Source organism: Plesiocystis pacifica SIR-1, from assembly GCF_000170895.1.
Classification (GTDB): Bacteria; Myxococcota_A; Polyangia; order Nannocystales; family Nannocystaceae; genus Plesiocystis; species Plesiocystis pacifica.
This window is the reverse complement of record NZ_ABCS01000021.1, coordinates 108,664-125,784: the sequence shown is the minus strand read 5'-3', so window position 1 is coordinate 125,784 and position 17,121 is coordinate 108,664. Positions and strand designations below refer to the sequence as shown.

The following is a 17,121-nucleotide window of genomic DNA, read 5'->3' as shown; positions in this document are numbered from 1 at the left end:
TTGCCAGTCTTCACGCCGAGCTGCTCGTCGACCGCTTTGTTGGTACGGCCGGAGCTGCCGATGATCTCTTCGTAGATCGCGTCGCCGCTGTGTCCCTTGGCCTCGTTCTTTTCGACGAGGTCGTCGAAGGTCGGGCCGTCTGGGTTGCCGTACTTGCCCTGGTCGCGCTCCTGCAAGCACTCGACCTGGGCCGAATCGGGCATGAACTCCCGGGCCTTGACCCGGGCCCCGTGGCGGATCGCGTGGGCTCGGTGGGCGCGCTCCTCGAGCTCGACGCCTTCGGCCACCCAAGCCTCGTTCTTCGTGGCGATGGTCCCGTTCTCGGCGACGTACCACTGGCGAATGGCGACGTTGATGGCGGTCTTGAGCGCCCGGTCCGGGTCGTCTTCGGCGAGCGGACAGATCTCGGGCTTGGCGGGCTTTGGCTCGGGCTTGGCCGCGGGAGCCTCAGCCGCGGGGGCCTCGGCCGCAGCGGGCTCGGCCTCGGCGGGCTCGGGAGCTTCGACCTCGGCGGGCTCGGGAGCTTCGACTTCGGCGGCTTTCGTCGAAGGCTCCGGCTTTCCCTTGCAAGCCAGAGCCGCCAGCAACGCGAGCGGGAGGACGAAGGTGGTGCGTCTGACAACGGCCATGGTGGCCATTTTAGTCCCAAGCGCGGGGGGCCGGCGGCCCCTTGGATACCGGCGGGAGGAGGGCAGCCCAGCCCACCCGGCGGCGAGGTGTCGAGGACGTCTCGGCCTACTCGGACTCGGAGCCGCCGCCGGCCCGCGCCCGGCACTTCGCGGCGTCCTCGGGCTTGTCGGCGTGGTCGAGGATGCGGGCGAGCTGCTCCCAGTACGAGCCCTCGAGGGTGAGCTCCTCGGCGCCGTCGAACTCGGCGAAGAGCTGGAGCGCCAGGCCGTTCATGCCGCCGCGCAGGGCGAGGTAGAGGGCCTCGCTGGCCGCCTTCTTCGCGGCCTCCTCGTCGCCCGCCATGCGGTGCACCCGAGACAGCTCCGCGGACACGGCCGAGCTGCGCGGGTGCTCCTCGGCCAGGCGCTTGAGCTCCTTGATGGCGCCCTCGATGTCGCCCTTTTTGCTGGCCTTGTCGCGCGCCGCCGCGATCTCACCGAGCAGGCCGAGGCTGAACGAGGCCCCGCTCTCGCTCGCGCTCGCGGCCGCGTTCATCAGCGCGGACAGGACCTGCAGGGCCTGGTCTGGGGGGAGCTCGCGAACGTCGGGGGCCGAGGGCTCCGCGATCCGGTTGGAGTGATCGGAGACGCGCACGACGGTGTAGATGAGCGCGCCCAAAGCCGCGCCGAGCATCACGCCGAGCATCGCGCCGAGTGGTCCGTTCTGCGTCCACCCCCAGTACCCACCGACGATGAGCAAGAGCACGGTCACGAGAACGACGACGACGGCCTTCGAGCCTTGAAGGTCGGGGGGCTTGGGTCGGTTGGCATCCACCACGTCGCGTTCAATTTACCCCAGTCTCGCGACCCGTGTCTGTGCGAGCATGATCGACATGCCCGTTCGCAGCGACGACGCGTCGCTTTTGGCTTTGTCCGGCCCGCCCAACCCCTCCGAGCTGGGCTCAGATCGCCGACGCGCGGCTTCGCGCAGCCCCTTTTTTCGCCCCCGGCTCGCCGCGCTGGCCCTTGGTCCAGTCCTCGCGCTGCTGTGGCCTGGGGCCCAGGCCCACGCGTCGGGCCTCGACGTCCCGCACATCGGCACGACCTTCTCGAGCCCGACCACCCAAGACGCCGCCGCGGTCTATTGGAACCCCGCCATGCTCGGCTTCGCCGACTCCAACGAGGTCCTGCTCGGGGTGGGCATCGCCGCGGGCAGCCTCCGCTACCAGCGCGACCGCCTCGGGGCCTACCAGTACGCCGACGGCCTCGACTTCGCCGAGCCCATCGACCCCGCGTCCATCGACCCCAACAAGCCCGGGGCCTACCCCGAGGTCCGCTCGCCGATCTTCTCCCCCAACGCCGGCGGCTTCGCAGCCTTCCCGCTGATCCAAGACCGCCTCGCCCTCGGCCTCGGCGTCTACGTGCCCTACGCCGCCCCGCTGAGCTTCGACGAGGAGGGCGCCCAGCGCTTCGCCCTGCAGTCGGCCTTCATCGCCGTGTCGCGGATCTCGGCCGCGCTCTCGGTCAAGGTCCACGAGCGCGTGTCCCTGGGCGCGAGCGTGTCCTACGTCCTCGGCTTCGCCCAGCTGCGCCGCATCCAGGACTTCGGCGCCGTCGACCTGTTCGGCGACGCCCTGGCCCGGCCGCCCATCAACCAGCCCAACGACTTCGGCGAGGACGCCCCCTCGACGGTGCGCGAGCTCGACGTGCTCGCCCGCCCCTTCGCGCTCAACGACGCCTTCTCCCACGGCGCGTCGTTCAGCGTCGCGCTGGCGGCCAACCCCATCGACCCGCTGTGGCTGGGCCTGACCTACGACCACGGCTCGCGGGCCAACTTTCGCGGCACCTTCCAGCTCGACATGAACGACGAGTTCTTCACCCAGGACCTCGCGTCCCAGGGCCTGAGCTTCCCCCCCCTGGTCGAGGGCGACGCGGCCTTGAGCTTCCGCCTGCCCAAGCGCCTGATGTTCGGCGCCGCCTACGACATCTCCAAGACCCTGCGCGTCGACACCAACCTCGCCTACGTGTTCTGGCAGGACGTCGACACCTTCGACATCACCCTCGACTCCGAGCAGCTCGCCCAGCCCGCCCTCGAGATCCCGCGCCGGACCACCGTGGGCCTGCGCCGCGACTGGGTCGGGGCGATCCACGTCGAGGCCAGCGCGCGCGCGGTCGTCGACAAAAAAGAGAAGGTCCGCGTGTCCGGGACCCTCGGCTACCACTCGCCGGCGAGCCCCGACGCGACCATCGACGTCGCGTCCCCCGACGGCCAGCGCCTGCTCGGCGCCCTCGGCGTAGCTTATCAAATCAATCCGCGCGTCGCCGTGCTCGCCGACGGCGAGCTCCAGGGGATCCTCCCGCGCACGGTCACCGCCTCGGACTACGACCTGGGCAACGGGCGCTACAATTTGCTCCTCGGCACCTTCATGCTCCACCTCCAGGCGCGCTTCGGCTCGAAGGCCAAGCCCGCCAAGCCCCCGGTCCGCCCGATCGAGAGCTGAGCCCGCCCCTCCCGCCGACTGGCCGATGGTATGGTCAATGGTCTGGGAGTATCGATCTTGACTTGCATGCACTCGCCCAAGCACGCCTCGCTGTTCGCCCTCTGCTCGACCGCCCTCTTGCTCGCCGCGCCCCTGGGCTGCACCGACGACGCGGTCGGGGGAGGCAGCGGCGACGAGGCCGACGCGGGCATGGAGGCCGGGACCGAGGCCGAGGACGGCGAGAGCGGCGAGGAGGGCAGCTCGGCGACCTTCGGAGAGGAGCAGGAGATCACCCTGCGCATCGAGGACAGCGCGCCCCCGGACCTGACCTTGCAGATGGGCCGCGACGAGGTGTCCGAGCTGTTCGGCTCCGTCGCCGCGGACATCCAGCTGCTCGAGCTCGACTCCACGCCCTTGCTGGTCAACACCCTCGACAGCATCAAGAACGCGTGCGGGACGGGCTGGCAGGCGAACAGCTCGAACCCCAACTTCGACTGCTCGCAGACCGCCCTGGGTCAGACCTTCGGCGGCGGCGACTGGGAGAGCTCGCCGGAGTTCGCCATGGTCCGCATCCTGACCATGACCCCGGCCAACTCCGTCGTCGACGGCACCAGCTTGTCCACGGTCCAGGGCCTCTCGGACTTCCTGCTCGCCCTGTCTGGGGGCTTCAGCGGGCTCCTGTCCGAGAGCCTCGACATCTCGGAGACCACCGAATTCCTCGACACCCAGGCCGTGGTCGCCTCGCTGCGCCGCAACCTCATCGGCACCCACCCCGAGGCCACCGAGGACGGCAAGATCAGCGTCACCCTCGAGGACGCGCTCACTGACCTGGCCAGCCTCGGCGAGCGCCTCGGGCCCGTGGGCGACCACCCCGGCGTCGTGGTCCCGGACTTCCCGACCTCCGGGGCGGTGTTCGGCCCCGACTTCCAGATGACGGTCATCGCCGAGTCCAACCTGCGGGTCCTCGACGGCGTCGACCTGAGCGGCGGCAAGGCCTTCATCTCGGTCATCGTCGACGTGACCGGCCCGAGCTTCGAGGACGAGGCCGAGTTCGACTTCAACGACCCCGAGCGCTTCTCGATGACCGGCCTGGTCGACGATCCGGTCATGGACCTGCGCTTCGCCATCCAAGAGAACGACGCCTTCATCGACTCGTGCACCACCTTGGTCAGCGATCAGTGCATCCAAAACGCCCCGGACAACCCCGTGGGCGACGGCCTGGTCTGGACCCTCGACCCCTGGGAGCTCGAGTACCTCGTCGCCGACGCCGGCCGCGAGCGCTACGGCGGCCTGCAGACCGTGGTCAACTACTTCCTGCTCGGCGACGTCGTGAAGGTCGGCCAGGACGGGAACCCGGGGGGCTGGGGCGTGTTCAGCGTGCCCCTGGGCATCGGCCAGCCCCCCGACCAGTACATGTGGGAGCTGATCAACGAGGTCGCCCAGTACGACCTCCACCACCTCGACGACATCACCTTCCCCGAGGGCGACGCCGACGCCGAGTTCACCCTCGAGGACATCCCCGTGGGCATCACCGGAGAGGAGGCCGCCGACGCCGTGCGCCCCTACCTCCAGGCCCAGTCCTCGGACATCGCCGGCTACCTCCTGGGCAACTACAAGGAGAACAGCGGGCCCGTCGACTTCTACTACCGCCGGGCCGACGACGGCCAGGCCTACCTGTTCTTCGTCACCCCCGAGGACCTGCTCGAGGGCCTGCCCTACGGCTGGCAGACCCCCGGCTTCTTCAGCGACGCCGATCTGAGCACCAAGGTGTCGAGCACGACCATCGAGGGCGTCGGCGACACCGCCCACGAGAAGGTGCTCATCCCTCCGGGCGAGACCATCCTCTACGTCGAAGACGACGAGGGCGACACCTACCGCGTGCGCATCTTCGCCCCCGAGGACGACACCGAGGTGTTCGCCTACGTCGCCAAGCGCACCAACTGAGCCTCGCTCCCCCCTTCGGCCCGCCATGTCCCGCACACGCCCCCCCTGGTCCCTCCCCCTGCTCACGACCCTGGCCGCGCCTTGCCTGATGAGCGCGGGCTCTGGCTGCGCCGACGAGCTCGTCGTCCAAGAGGAGCTGCCCCAGGCCGAGCTGCCCGTGGGCGAGACCCGCCGCATCGAGCTCCGGGCCCTGCGCTTCGAGGTCGAGGGCTTCGAGAAGACCCTCGGCCTCGACGAGCTCCGGGCCCTGCCCCAGACCACCCTCGACGGCGTGTGGCTCCTCGACCTCGAGCTCAGCCCCCTGGTCCAAAACGCGCTCACGCAGCTCGAGACGCTGCCCGCAGACGAGGCCGCGCAGCTGCCCCAGGCGGCCCAGAACATGCGCACGCTGCTCAAGATCACCCCCGACAACGTCGACCTCGAGGGCACCTCCCTCGAGGACCTCATCGGCCTGTCGCAGGCCGTCGGCATCCCCCACGCCGAGGCCCTGGGCGAGGTGTTCGAGATCGGCGTCAGCGACAAGTTCATCGACATCGAGTCCAACACCCAGGCCGTCGTCGAGGGCCTGATCGGCAGCCACCCCGCGACCCAGCTGCGCGACGGGCCCGTCGACGAGGCCCACCCCGACGGCAAGTGGCCCGTGGCGCCCAACTCCCTGCCCATCACCCTGGGCGACGTGGTCAACAACTTCGACGACCTGGCCGAGCGCTTCGGGCCGACGGAGACCGAGTTCGGCGTGCACCCCGGCTTCATCTCCGAGGCCGAGGGCCTGTCCGTCGTCGAGGACGAGTTCGAGATGACCGTGAAGGTCAACCTCAACGCCCTGCCCTACAAGGGCGCCGACCTGACCGACGTGTCCGGCTGCAGCGTCAACAGCACGGCCAGCCAGATCGACACCGTGTTCCCCGTCGACGACCCCGAGTGGATGCGCGTCGAGGGCCTGGTCCCCGATCCTTCGATCTCGCTGATGACCGTGGTCATGAACGAGAACGACCTCTACATCCCCAGCGGCACCAACAAAGAGCCCCTGCCCCTGGGCAACTCGCCGGTCTGGTCCCTGCCGCCCTGGGAGTTCGAGCGCGTGGTCGTCGAGATGACCCGGCTGGCGACCGCCGACATCACCCCGCACTGCACCGAGTACGAGCTGGCGACCATGGTCGAGGCCTTCTCGGCGTGCATCGACGACACCCAGTGGGTCGAGTTCGAGACCTTCAACGACGTCGGCAACCCGCCGCCGCCCAGCTACACCTGGGACGTGGTCCTCGAGCTCGCGCAGGTCCGGCTCCACGACGGCGGCCTGGCCGAGGGCGAGGCCGACATCGCCTTCACCCTCACCGACGTACCCCTGGGCATCCCCGCCGAGGCCATCGTCGAGGAGATTCGGACCAACCTCGCGGCCAACCCGGCGGCCCTCGAGGACCTGGCCGAGAACCTCACCGACAACACCGAGGGCTTCGCGGACTTCTACTACTGGCGCGCGCCGGCGGGGCAGGTCAGCGCCGAGGAAGCGGGCGACTGGCTGTTCTTCGTCACCGAGGACGACATCCCCGTCGACGACGACGGGCCCGCGCGGCCCTACGCCTACGACAACCCCGGCTTCTTCGCCGACGCCGAGCTCGGCGACAAGGTCTCGAGCCTCGACGCGATCGGCGGCGACACCAGCCACGAGAAGGTGCGCGTCGACGCGGGCGACGTCCTCTACATCCAGGACGACGCCGGCCGGGTCTACCGCATCGACGTCGTCGACAAGCCCAGCCTCAAGCGCATCGCCCTCGACGTGACGCGCGTGCAGTAGTCGTGCTGCGCGCGAGCGGGCCAGGCCCGCGGCGAGGTCAAATCTCTGACGAGCGCGGGGCCCAGGCGGCGCCGCGTCGAGATTTTGCGCGGGCCCAGGGCCCCGTGCAGGGTGGCCCCATGCGAGCCACCATCCGAAGTGTCGAGCGTGTCATCAGCGGCTTTCACCGGAACCGCCGGCGGCACTGGTTCCAGCGCGACTCCGGCAGCCTCGTGGTCCTGGCGATGACCTCCGCCGGGACCCTGGCGGCGGTCATCGAGTGGGTCGTGTGAGGTCCGTCCGGGCCTCGGCGAGGGCGTCGACCTCGACCAGCGCCGGCCCGGGCCGGAACACGCCCAGGCTCTCCCCCAGCTCGACGGCGATCTCGACCGCCCGCGTCAGGTGCCGGGCGGCGTGCATCGGCAAGGCGAACTTGAGCTCTTCGTGGCGCAGCAAGTGACGCGCGATCGAAGACACCGACTCGCTGCGTCGAGCCAAAGATGCGGACACGTGGTGGTGCGCGCCCGCCTCGAGGGCCGCGTCGCTCGCCTCCTCGAGGGCGCTGAGCAGGCCGTCGTTGCAGCACGACGGACCGTCGAGAACCTCCAGCAGACCCTCCGCCGCGTCAGGGCAGCCGATGCCCTGGAGCAGAGCGGGGAGCGCCCGCTGCAAGAGACGGTCATGCGTCGATGCGCGGCGCCCGACAGCCCAAGAGCTCCAATGCAGATTGTCCTTCATCGATGAGCATTCCTCTTCGATGGAACCTGCCTGTTGGTCCCAACGAATCTGGCAATAGTGGTGACCCAAAATTACCCACACGTCTAGGGGATGTCGAAAGAAATCGTTACAAGCTGCGCAGAGGCCACGGTCTACTGGGCCGGTGCGCGGCTCGGAGAGCGCGCCTGCGCGCTCAGTGGAGCGCGAGCCCGCGCGAGAGAGTGCGTAGTCGCGCTGGAGCATTCCGCGCTATGGTGACAACATGAGTGCGAAAGCAAGCATCGATGGCATCATTCGAGAGGATGAGATCAATCGTTGTTGGTGGTGTGGGGCTCACGCAGACTACCGCCGTTACCATGACGAAGAGTGGGGTTTTCCCGTCGACGACGACCACCGCTTGTTCGAAAAGCTATGCCTGGAGGGCTTTCAGTCGGGTCTGAGCTGGCTGACCATCCTCCGCAAGCGCGACAATTTTCGCCGCGCCTTCGCCAACTTCGACTACGAGGCCATCGCGCGCTGGCGCGTGAACAGCCGGGTCGAGAAGCTGCTCGGGGATCCCGGGATCGTGCGCCATCGCGGGAAAATTGAAGCGACGCTCAACAATGCCCGACGTGCGACCGAGCTCGCGGACGAGTTCGGCTCGCTCGCGGCCTACTTTTGGCGCTGGGAGCCGGAGCCGGCCACGCGTCCGGCCCGCCTGGACAAGAGCGCGCTCATGCAACTCAACCACACGCCAGCGTCGACGGCGATGGCCAAAGACCTCAAATCTCGCGGTTTTCGGTTCTTTGGGCCGACTACGGCGTATGCATTCATGCAGGCGATGGGCATGGTCAACGACCACGTCGAGGGCTGCTCGACGCGGGGGGCCGTCGAGGCCGCGCGGGCGCGCTTTCGTCGTCCGAGCTGAGCGCCCCTGCACCCAAGCGCGCTGCGCTCGGCTCCCTGCGCGGCCCCAAAGCCGCCCGTCGAGAGCGCTACCGAGAAAGGCAGCCGCCCACGGGTTCAGCGCCAGCTGAGTCCGTGGACGATGCTTTCGTGGATCATGGGTCCCGGCGCGGCCGGGGTGGGCGACTGCTAGCATCGCCCCATGGCTGCTGACCCCCAAGCCCGCTGGTCTCGCTGGCTCCCGACCCTGCTCGGCGGCGCGCTGGCCCTGGGCACCGTCGCGTTCTACGAGCTGGGCGGCAGCTCCGCTCCCAACCCCGACGCGTGCCCGCCGACGGCACGAGAGCCCGATGAACGCGACGAAACAGCCCGCGACGGGGTGCCATCGAAGATCCGAAGTCCAGGTGCGCGCACGCACCCCGCGACGGCACGCGAGGCCCAGAACGCGGAGGAGCGAGTCGTCTCCCTCGAGGCGCAAAACCAGCTCCTCGCCGAGCGCAGCGTGACGGGCGAGCTCGGCTACTACGGACACAGCCAGAGCGAGCTCGAGGCCATGGCGCGCCACTGCGACGTGCGCATGGACTACCCCACGCGGCTGAACCCCGAGCAGGCCGAGGACCTGGGCATGAGCCCCGACGAGCAAGAGGCCTACCTCGCGGCCCTGACCAAGTTCGCCGAGGCCGACAACGCCCTGTACCGCTCGCTCTACACCGAGCTCTACCCCGAGGCTGCGGAGGTCGAGGCGATGTCGATGCGAGACGTCCGCAAGGGGATCACCCGCCAGCTCGGGCGCACGCCCAAGCAAGACCACGTCGAGCTGCGCCGAAGCATCGCCGAAGAGCGCGCGGGCCTGCGCGAGCCTCCGCCCGAAGACGAGCTCGGCACCTTCGAGCGTTACAACCGCGCGCGCTTCGCCTCGGGAGATCGCTTCGCCTCCTTCCTCGAGGCCGAGCTCGGGCCCGAGCGCGTCGACGAGCTGCGCCGCGCCTTCGAGGGCTGGCCTGGGGCGCGGACGCGAGAGTGGGGCTGCGACGACAACGAGGGCGGCAGCCCCACCCGCTGAGGTGCTGCTTTGCCCCCGCGGGCGTCGGGGGACCGGGGGCGCTTCGTCGCTGCCGCTCCTCCGCTGTGGTCGTGGGGCAATGGGGTTCGTGCCTTGGAGGGGGCGTGTGGTCGCCCCCGCAAGCGGGGGCGTGGGCTGGTTCGCGGTCGCCGAGTCGTGAACGTGCAGCTGGCTCGTCCGCGATGACCCTGAGCGCTCGACGTCGCGAAAATGAAACCTCGAGCGTGGCCCTGTGCGGCTGGGGGAGCTCTCGTATGTGGGCGAGATCGGGGAAGCTCCGGCTGTGCTCCCCTCTTCGTTCTCGATCCCCACGAACGCGCTGGCGGGCCTCGCTCTGGGCGCCCTGGTCTCGCTGGGCCCGGCCTGCGACTCCCCCGATGCGGAGCCTGACGCCAAGCCTGTCGCCAAGACAGAGGTCGAGCCCGACGCCAAGCCTGCCGCCAAGCCCAACTCCGCGGAGTCGACCCCCGCCCAAGCCAAGCCCGAGCCCATGGCCCAACGACACACGCCCCTGTTCCCGGAGCTGCAGACCTACCTCAGCGGACTCGAGGGGGAACTCGACGGCCTCCCCGCCGAGCGCCGCGAGCTCCTCGACCTCCTCGCCAAGCACGTCGTCGCGCGGCGCGGCGCGGACCAACCCGCGCGCTTGCTGTTCATCTGCACCCACAACTCGCGGCGCAGCCACATGGGTCAGCTGTGGGCCGCGACCGCGGCCGCGTTCTACGGCGTCGACGGCATCGAGACCTTCTCCGGCGGGACCGAGGCGACGGCCTTCAACCCCCGGGCCGTGGCCGCGATGACCCGGGCCGGGTTCACCATCGACAGCGACAACGACGGGGCCGAGCAAAACCCGCGCTACAGCGTGCGCATGGGCGAGGGCGTCGAGCCCATGCTCGCCTTCTCGAAGACCTGGGAAGACGAGAGCAACCCCAAGGAGGGCTTCGCCGCGGTCATGACCTGCTCGCAGGCCGACGCCGCCTGCCCCTTCGTGCGCGGCGCAGCGCTCCGCGTGGCCCTGCCCTACGACGACCCCAAGGCCGCCGACGACACCCCCGAGGAGGCGGGCCGCTACGACGAGCGGGCCCGCCAGATCGCCACGGAGATGCTCTACCTGTTCCGCGCGGTCAGCCGGGCGCAGGCGAGCTAGCCAGCGAGACGATCTGACCCGTGGCCGGCGAGACCCGCCCGGCCAGGGTGTCCTGCCACACCCGCTCCATCGCGGCTGGACCCTGGCTGCGCTCGAGCTCGAGCCACCCGGCGCTGTGCTCGACGAAGGCCGCCAGCCCGGCGCGCATCCTGGCCATGAAGGCTTCGGGGCCGAGGGCCGCGAGCATCGCCTGGCTCTGCGTCGGCGCGAAGAAGAGCTCGGGCGCGGGGCCGGCCGAGGGCGGCTGCGCCGACTGGGCGCCGAAGTGGCTCGCGCCCACGCGCATCGAGTGGGCGATGTGATCGCCCAGGTGCCCGTGGACCCGATCGAGCAAGGCAGCGTTGCCCGCCATGTCGACGATCACGGACGACTGCGCGGCCAAGCTCTCGATGGCCTCGTAGGTCGAGACCTCGGCGTAGCAGCCCAGCCCGCGCACGAACTCGAGGTTGCGCGCGGAGGTCAGGCCAACGAGGGTCGCCGCGGAGCGCCGCGCGGCTTCGTGGGCGAAGGCGATGGCGGTCTTGCTCGAGGCTGAGAGCACGACGATCTGCCGCGCGCCGCAGTCACTGCGCCCGGCGAAGAAGGCGTCGATGAGCATGCCCGTCGTGAACGCCGCGCGCAGCAGCGCGTGGCGGTCCTCGGCGTCGGCCCCGGGTTGGTAGACGGGGTCGCGCTCGCTCAGGGTGAAGCTGCGGTAGATGGGCGCGTGCTCCGAGCGGTGGGCGCCCGTGTCGATCAGGCCCTGGGGCGCTGGCGCGACCTGCAGGTCGATGGCGCTCGCCATGGGGAACCAGCCGAAGTAGAGGCCCCCCGCGGCCACCTCGGGGGCCGCCGACTCGACGACCCGGGCCCAGCCGATCGCGGGCACCCGGCCCCAGGGCGCCGGGCAGGGGTAGAAGTCCCAGTAGCCCAGGCGATCGCCGAGCAGGGCGTAGGTGGCCGTGTTGGCCGTGAGTGCCACGCGCTCGATCTCGAGGCGGGCGTGGCCGGCGGCCAGGGCTGCGTCGGGCTCCTCCACCACGCGGGTGCGGCGAGGGTCCTTGCGATCGACTTCGAGGTACAGCTTGGGGCGAGACACGAACTCCCCAAGCTACACGGCTTGGGTAGCGCTCGCACGTCTCGCCCCGCAAAAGGCCGCTGAGCCAGGCTCAGCCCCGCAGGCGACGGCGCAGGCCGACCAGCCCGATGAGCCCGATGAGACCGAGCCAGCCGCCCGAGCCCGAGCCCGTCGGCTCGCTCGAGCACGCGCAGCCGACCTCGACCGGGTCGCCGAAGTTGAAGCCGCCGCCGGTCGAGTCGGCGCCGACCTCATCGCCGCCGTCGTCGTCCTCCTCGTTCCCGTCGTCGCCGCTGTCCTCGCCCTCTTCGCCGCCGCTCTCCTCGGGCGCCGAGTCGCCGACCCCGATGCCGATGGTGTTCGAGAAGGCCTCGTTGCCCGAGAAGTCGAGGGCGACGGCCTGGACCGTGTAGGCCCCCTCGGTCATGGTCAGGTCCCACTGGAAGGGCGCCGCGGTGTCCTCGTTGTTGGGGAACTCGTTGCCGTTGATGAGCAGGCGGACCTCGGCGACGCCGTAGCCCTCGCCGTCGTCAGCGGCCACGCCGATGGTCACGACCGTCGAGCTGCCGCCGTCGAGGGGGAACTCGTCGCCGTCGTTGGGCGTGACGATCTGGACGTAGGGCGGCTCCGTGTCGTCCTCGGCCCCGAAGGGCTCGCCGCACAGACCACCGAAGCCGCTGACCGCCCCCGCGGAGCAGCCGTTGGCCCAGGTGCCGTTGCCCGAGCCGCCAGGATCGTAGGGCATGCCCCCGCACTCCGGCGTGGGCAGCCAGTTGCCCTGGACGTCCTGGCAAGGCGTGATGTCGACGCCCGAGTGCTGCTCGATCCACGGGATGGCCTCGTGCATCAGGGCGTAGATGCCACCGGTGCCACAGGCTCCGCCGCCCGAGGTGATGCCGAACACGCGCCAGGTGTCGTCGCCCCCGAAGGCGCTGTCGAGCTTGACGTAGACCGGGCCGCCGGAGTCGCCCTGGCACGAGTCGAGGCCGTTGCCGCCGATCTGCGCCTGGTCGCCGATCGCCGTGATCGTCGTGGTGACCTGGCGCTTGGTCCCGCTGCCGCCGTTGTTGGACTGGCCAAAGCCGACGATGGTCACCTCGCGCCCGGGGGTGAGCGCGGTGACGTCGCAGCCGTAGGCGGGCGGGACGATGGGGATGTCGGTGACGGGCTGGTTGAGGCGGCAGTAGCCGTAGTCCGCGGGCCCGACCGCGCCGTTCCAGGCGGGGTTGGAGTAGCAGGTCGCCTGCACGGCCCGCTCGCCGCCGGCCTGGCCCTCGCCGAAGCGGATCGTCGTCGCCAGGCCCGAGGTCGAGCTCGGGCAGTGGGCCGCGGTGATCACGATGTCCGGGTGGACCAGCGTGCCCGTGCAGGCGGTGAAGCCCATGTCGAGGTAGACCGCCGTGGGCCAGCCGCAGTAGTTGGCCGAGGTGCCGCCGTAGATCGCGGGGTCCTGCTCGACGCCGGGATCGATGTCGCCGGCGTCCGTCCATGCGTTCGCGTCGACGGGGGCGAGCCGCATGCCCTCGGGGCCGCCCGCGTGCGCCGTGTCAGCCACGAGCGCCGCCGCGGCGATCGCCAGACTCACACAACCCAGGTTCGAGAAGAAGCTTCGACGCGCCATGACCAATGCCATTGCTCGTACATCGCACTAGAGCCCACAAAACTCAAGTGCTTACAGATGTATTGCAGCAATTCTGGCCTCGACCACTTGACACTCTGAAATGACCGTCAGCGGGTCGACCTTGGCTGCAACCACCAATAGACGCCGTTTGAGGCTGCGCAGGCCGCCCTGTACGCAAGTCTCGTAGTCCACCCGACGTTCCATTCCATGGACGAAGGTTCGAATCACGCGCGCGCTGGCGCTCATCTATGACGAAAGTTCACTGGAGACGGTTCTACGTCATGCCGTCAATAACCAGCTGGCGCCGCAAAAGATCGCGAACAGAGCCCAGCGCAGCGCCGGTCCCCGGTCGATGCGTCCGTCGGGGCTCCAGGCCCGGGTCACCAAGCCGACACAGGCGACCATCCACCCGACGAAGGCGAGGCCAGACAGGTGCACCCAGCCGATCGCGGGACCCAGCGGATCGCTCGCTAGCTCGGCCTGCGCGCGCGCGCGGTCGAAGTCTGGGGCGTAGGGGTCGGCCTCGGCCTGCGCCTCGAGCTGCGCGAGGATGCCCGCGTTGGCCTCGGCGAGCCCCTCGGGATCTTGGACACCTTGGACACCCGTCCAGCCCCGCGTGGCCAGCGAGGCCCGCCGGAGCTCTCGCCAGGCCGCCAGGGCCTCCGCGGAGGGCTCGCCCGGGCTGGCCGCGGCGGCCTCGATGGCCAGCTCGCGCAAACGCGCCCGGGCGCGTTCGTCGTGGCGCGAGACGGGCACGGACCAACGGGCGGCTCGACCCAAGAGCTCGATCTCGCGCTCGGGATCGTCCTCGGCCCGCGCGAGCTCGGCGGCCTCGAGCGCGGCCCGACCGTCGATGGCCGCCCGCGCGCACACCGGCACGGCCAGGGCCGCGACGACCACGCCCACGATCGCTATCTTGCGCGTCCAGCTCGGCGAAGCGCCGGTCCCTGCGTCGAGCTCGTCCGTCACGCCGGGCTCAGGTGAAGTCGCGCGGCGAAGGCGAAGATCGCCACCGCCAGGCAAAAGCCGCGTAGGCCAGGCAGTAGGCCCCCGCGCTGGCCACGTAGCCCCAGCTCACGAAGCTCTCGTGGACGCTGACCACCGCCTCGTCGAAGTTGGCGCCGGACACGTAGAACATCCGAAAGTCTGGGACGACCTCGAGGATGAAGCCGAGCAGGTCGCCCCCGAAGCTGTCCTCCAGCTTCGGGCTGCCCGCGAAGGCCTCGAGCTCCGCGCTGTTGCGGCCGATGACCCACAAGCCCGCGGCCATCATCGCCGACAGCCAGGGCGAGCTGAAGCTCGAGAACAGCATGGCCACGGCCATGAGCAAGAGCAGCTCGAGCCAGATGAGGATCTCGGCGCGGACCATGGTCACGCCGTGGCGGCCCCCCTGAACCGCCAGGAAGGCCATCAACACCAGGCTCATCAGCGCGACCAGGGCGGTCATGGTCACGACCATGCCCAGGTACTTGCCGAGCAGGAACTCCCACCTGTGCAGGGGCTTGGGGATGATCGCGTAGACCGTCTTGCGGTCGAGCTCCTTGCTCAGCAGGTTCACCCCCAAGAACAGCGCGATGATCACCCCGAAGATGCTGATCCCCGCGAGGCCCAGATCCTTGATGATGCGGATCTCCTCGTGGAGGGAGAGCTGGCCGAGGACCAGGGAGAAGGCCATCAGCGCCACGGCGAAGAGCACGAGGATGGCCAGGACCTTGTTGCGCACCGCCTCCCGGAAGGTGTTCAGGGCGATGGCCCACATGCGCTCGACGCTGCCCACGATGACCTCCATCAGCTGCGTTGCTCCTCGGCCTTGACGCCCGCGTCGCGGACGAACAGCTCCTCGAGGGTCTCGCGCTGGGGCGTGACCTGCACGACCGCGCCGCCCCCGGCGACCACGGCCGCGAGGAAGCGATCGACCTCGCCCTGGCTGTGGGCGACGAAGTGCTCGCCCTCGGAGCGCGAGCGGTGCCGCTCGGCCTCGGCGTCTTCTGCCGCTTCGGCCGCGCCTTCGTCGAGGCCCCCGGCGAAGTCCTTGCGCAGCTGCTCGCGCAGGGACTCGGGGCCCGTCCACAGCACGTCGACGCGGTGGACCTTGGGGCTGAGCAGCTCCCCGAGCTGGCCCACGTCGCGCAGGGTGCCCTTGACGATGATCCCGACCCGGTCGCAGAGCATGTTCGCGTCGGCGAGGATGTGGGTCGAGAAGAACACGGTCTTGCCGCGCTCGCGCAGCTCGAGCATGAGCTCGCGGACCTCTCGGCGGCCGATGGGGTCGAGGCCGCTCATCGGCTCGTCGAGGACCACCAGCTCCGGATCGCCCATCAACGCCTGGGCCAGGCCCACGCGCTGGAGCATGCCCTTGGAGTAGCTGCGCATCGACCGGTTCTTGGCCATGGACAGGCCCACGCGCTCGAGCAGCTCGCCCGCTCGACGCGCGCGCAGGCTGCGATCGAGGCCGTAGAGGCTCCCGACCATGTGCAGGAATTCCGTGGCCGTGAGGTAGTCGTAGAAGTAGGGGTTCTCGGGCAGGTAGCCGATGCGCCGCTTGGCGGCCAGGTCGCCCACGGGCGCCCCGAGGATGCTGACCGCGCCGCTGGTGGGCAGGATGAGGCCCATGAGCATCTTCATGGTCGTCGTCTTGCCGGCGCCGTTGGGGCCGAGGAAGCCGAACACCTCGCCGGCCTCGACCTCGAAGCTGATGCCGTCGACGGCGACCGTGCGCTTGCGCAGCAGTCCGCGGACAAACTCCTTGCGCAGGTTCTCGATGGTCAGGACGGAGGAGGCCATCTGGGGGCGGTCGGCGCGGGGCACAGCCCCGCCATCTGGGTGGACGCCTGGGGCGGGGACGCGAGGCAGGATACAGTGAAGGTCGCCCAGGATGCGAGGACCCGTCCAAGACCCCGACGCCCGCCCCGACGGCGAGGCGTCCACGCCTCGCTCTGCGCCCTCGCGCCGCGCGGCCCTGCGCCTGCTCGGCGGAGCACTGGGTGGGGCCTTGACCTGCTCGGGGCGGGCCCTCGCCGCGCCGCCCGAGTCCCTGCCCCCGGAGCTCGAAGGCCTCGTCGACCCCGAGGCCTTCGACATCTTCGGCCGCGGCCCGGGTCGCGGGGGCGGTCCGGGCCAACAGCTCGAGATCGACCTGCCCCAGCTGCGCTACGCGGGCGACTGGGAGCCCCGGCCCGGGGCCCTGCGCGAGCTCGGCCAGGAGCTGCGCCTGCGCACCCGCCTGGTCCCCCTGCGCGAGCCGACCAGCGTCGCCCTCGGGGCGCCCGAGCTGTTCGCCACGCCCTTCCTCTACATCGCCGGCCGCGGCTCCCTGCCCAACATCGGCGAGGGCGAGGGCGGGGACGCAGACACGGCCGAGCCCGAGGCCGTGCTGCGCCGCTTCGTCGATCTGGGCGGGATGATCGTGTTCGACGACGCCGACGGCGGGGCCGACCGCGGCTTCGCCCGCGACGTCGAGGCCCTCGTCGAACGGACCCTGCCCGGGAGCAAGCTCGTCCCCATCCCCGCCGGCCACGTCCTCTACCGCAGCTTCTACATCATCGACGCGCCCATGGGCCGGACCCGCGCCAAGGACCACCTGCTCGGGGTCCTCGACGAGGGCCGCATCAAGATCCTGGTCATCCCCAACGATCTGGGCGGCGCCCTGGCCCGGGACCAAAACGCCCGCTACCGCTGGCCGTGCTCCCCCGGGGGCGAGGTCCAGCGCGAGTGGGCCATGCGCCTGGGCGTCAACATCCTGCTCTACGCGACCTGCACGGACTACAAGGCCGACCGCGCCCACGTCGAGACGCTGCTGCGCAGCCGTCGGTGGAAGTGAGCGAG

General features: G+C 70.2%; 16 protein-coding genes. 8 read left to right on the top strand and 8 right to left on the bottom strand.

What is annotated here, in order from left to right; translation table 11 throughout:
* Positions 1–629: hypothetical protein (locus PPSIR1_RS13555; protein WP_157595515.1), on the bottom strand; the 629-nt coding region annotated here is incomplete at its 3' end.
* Between the two features lie 106 nt (positions 630–735).
* Entirely contained in the window at positions 736–1,446 is a 711-nt protein-coding gene (locus PPSIR1_RS13550; RefSeq protein ID WP_157595514.1) for a hypothetical protein, read from the bottom strand.
* 55 nt (positions 1,447–1,501) lie between these two features.
* On the opposite strand from PPSIR1_RS13550, the gene PPSIR1_RS13545 reads away from it, so the two are divergent.
* From PPSIR1_RS13545 to PPSIR1_RS47790, 4 genes are all read left to right on the top strand, one after another.
* Positions 1,502–3,109, top strand: coding sequence for an OmpP1/FadL family transporter (locus PPSIR1_RS13545; RefSeq protein ID WP_157595513.1), 1,608 nt, complete (start codon positions 1,502–1,504; stop codon positions 3,107–3,109).
* A gap of 66 nt (positions 3,110–3,175) precedes the next feature.
* Entirely contained in the window at positions 3,176–5,032 is a 1,857-nt protein-coding gene (locus PPSIR1_RS13540; RefSeq protein ID WP_006971643.1) for a hypothetical protein, read from the top strand.
* A 25-nt stretch (positions 5,033–5,057) separates the two neighbouring features.
* Complete coding sequence (locus PPSIR1_RS13535; RefSeq protein WP_006971642.1) at positions 5,058–6,827, top strand: hypothetical protein; 1,770 nt, start codon at positions 5,058–5,060, stop codon at positions 6,825–6,827.
* Between the two features lie 119 nt (positions 6,828–6,946).
* Positions 6,947–7,099 (top strand): hypothetical protein, encoded by a 153-nt coding sequence (locus PPSIR1_RS47790; RefSeq protein WP_006971641.1) that lies wholly within the window; start codon positions 6,947–6,949, stop codon positions 7,097–7,099.
* Here the strand turns inward: PPSIR1_RS47790 and PPSIR1_RS13530 are convergent.
* A complete protein-coding gene (locus tag PPSIR1_RS13530) occupies positions 7,080–7,478 on the bottom strand; it encodes a hypothetical protein (RefSeq protein WP_006971640.1) in 399 nt (132 codons plus the stop codon). The genes PPSIR1_RS47790 and PPSIR1_RS13530 overlap by 20 nt on opposite strands.
* A 307-nt stretch (positions 7,479–7,785) precedes the next feature.
* Here PPSIR1_RS13530 and PPSIR1_RS13525 point away from each other — a divergent pair, with 307 nt between their 5' ends.
* The 3 genes from PPSIR1_RS13525 (at position 7,786) to PPSIR1_RS13515 (ending at position 10,618) form a co-directional block, all read left to right on the top strand.
* On the top strand, positions 7,786–8,430 hold the full coding sequence (locus PPSIR1_RS13525; RefSeq protein WP_045115940.1) for a DNA-3-methyladenine glycosylase I: 645 nt from the start codon (positions 7,786–7,788) through the stop codon (positions 8,428–8,430).
* Between the two features lie 180 nt (positions 8,431–8,610).
* Entirely contained in the window at positions 8,611–9,471 is an 861-nt protein-coding gene (locus tag PPSIR1_RS13520) for a hypothetical protein (RefSeq protein WP_006971638.1), read from the top strand.
* A gap of 283 nt (positions 9,472–9,754) precedes the next feature.
* The gene (locus PPSIR1_RS13515; RefSeq protein WP_198154505.1) at positions 9,755–10,618 is read left to right on the top strand and encodes a low molecular weight phosphatase family protein; all 864 of its coding nucleotides are present in this window, start codon (positions 9,755–9,757) and stop codon (positions 10,616–10,618) included.
* Here PPSIR1_RS13515 and PPSIR1_RS13510 read toward each other — a convergent pair.
* The 5 genes from PPSIR1_RS13510 to PPSIR1_RS13490 all read right to left on the bottom strand — a co-directional run bounded on the left by PPSIR1_RS13510 (position 10,596) and on the right by PPSIR1_RS13490 (position 16,080).
* Positions 10,596–11,696 (bottom strand): DUF2855 family protein, encoded by a 1,101-nt coding sequence (locus tag PPSIR1_RS13510; RefSeq protein WP_006971636.1) that lies wholly within the window; start codon positions 11,694–11,696, stop codon positions 10,596–10,598. The two genes, PPSIR1_RS13515 and PPSIR1_RS13510, sit on opposite strands and share 23 nt — an antisense overlap.
* A 70-nt stretch (positions 11,697–11,766) precedes the next feature.
* Positions 11,767–13,296, bottom strand: a complete 1,530-nt coding sequence (locus PPSIR1_RS13505; protein WP_232296476.1) for a trypsin-like serine protease — start codon at positions 13,294–13,296, stop codon at positions 11,767–11,769.
* A gap of 279 nt (positions 13,297–13,575) precedes the next feature.
* Positions 13,576–14,265, bottom strand: a complete 690-nt coding sequence (locus PPSIR1_RS13500; RefSeq protein ID WP_006971634.1) for a hypothetical protein — start codon at positions 14,263–14,265, stop codon at positions 13,576–13,578.
* Between the two features lie 7 nt (positions 14,266–14,272).
* Complete coding sequence (locus tag PPSIR1_RS13495) at positions 14,273–15,085, bottom strand: ABC transporter permease (RefSeq protein WP_006971633.1); 813 nt, start codon at positions 15,083–15,085, stop codon at positions 14,273–14,275.
* The gene (locus PPSIR1_RS13490) at positions 15,085–16,080 is read right to left on the bottom strand and encodes an ABC transporter ATP-binding protein (RefSeq protein ID WP_045115958.1); all 996 of its coding nucleotides are present in this window, start codon (positions 16,078–16,080) and stop codon (positions 15,085–15,087) included. Before PPSIR1_RS13490 ends, PPSIR1_RS13495 begins: the two co-directional genes overlap by 1 nt.
* 91 nt (positions 16,081–16,171) lie before the next feature.
* Between PPSIR1_RS13490 and PPSIR1_RS13485 the strand changes: the two genes are divergently transcribed.
* Positions 16,172–17,116 (top strand): DUF4159 domain-containing protein, encoded by a 945-nt coding sequence (locus PPSIR1_RS13485; RefSeq protein WP_006971631.1) that lies wholly within the window; start codon positions 16,172–16,174, stop codon positions 17,114–17,116.
* Positions 17,117–17,121 lie beyond the last annotated feature (5 nt).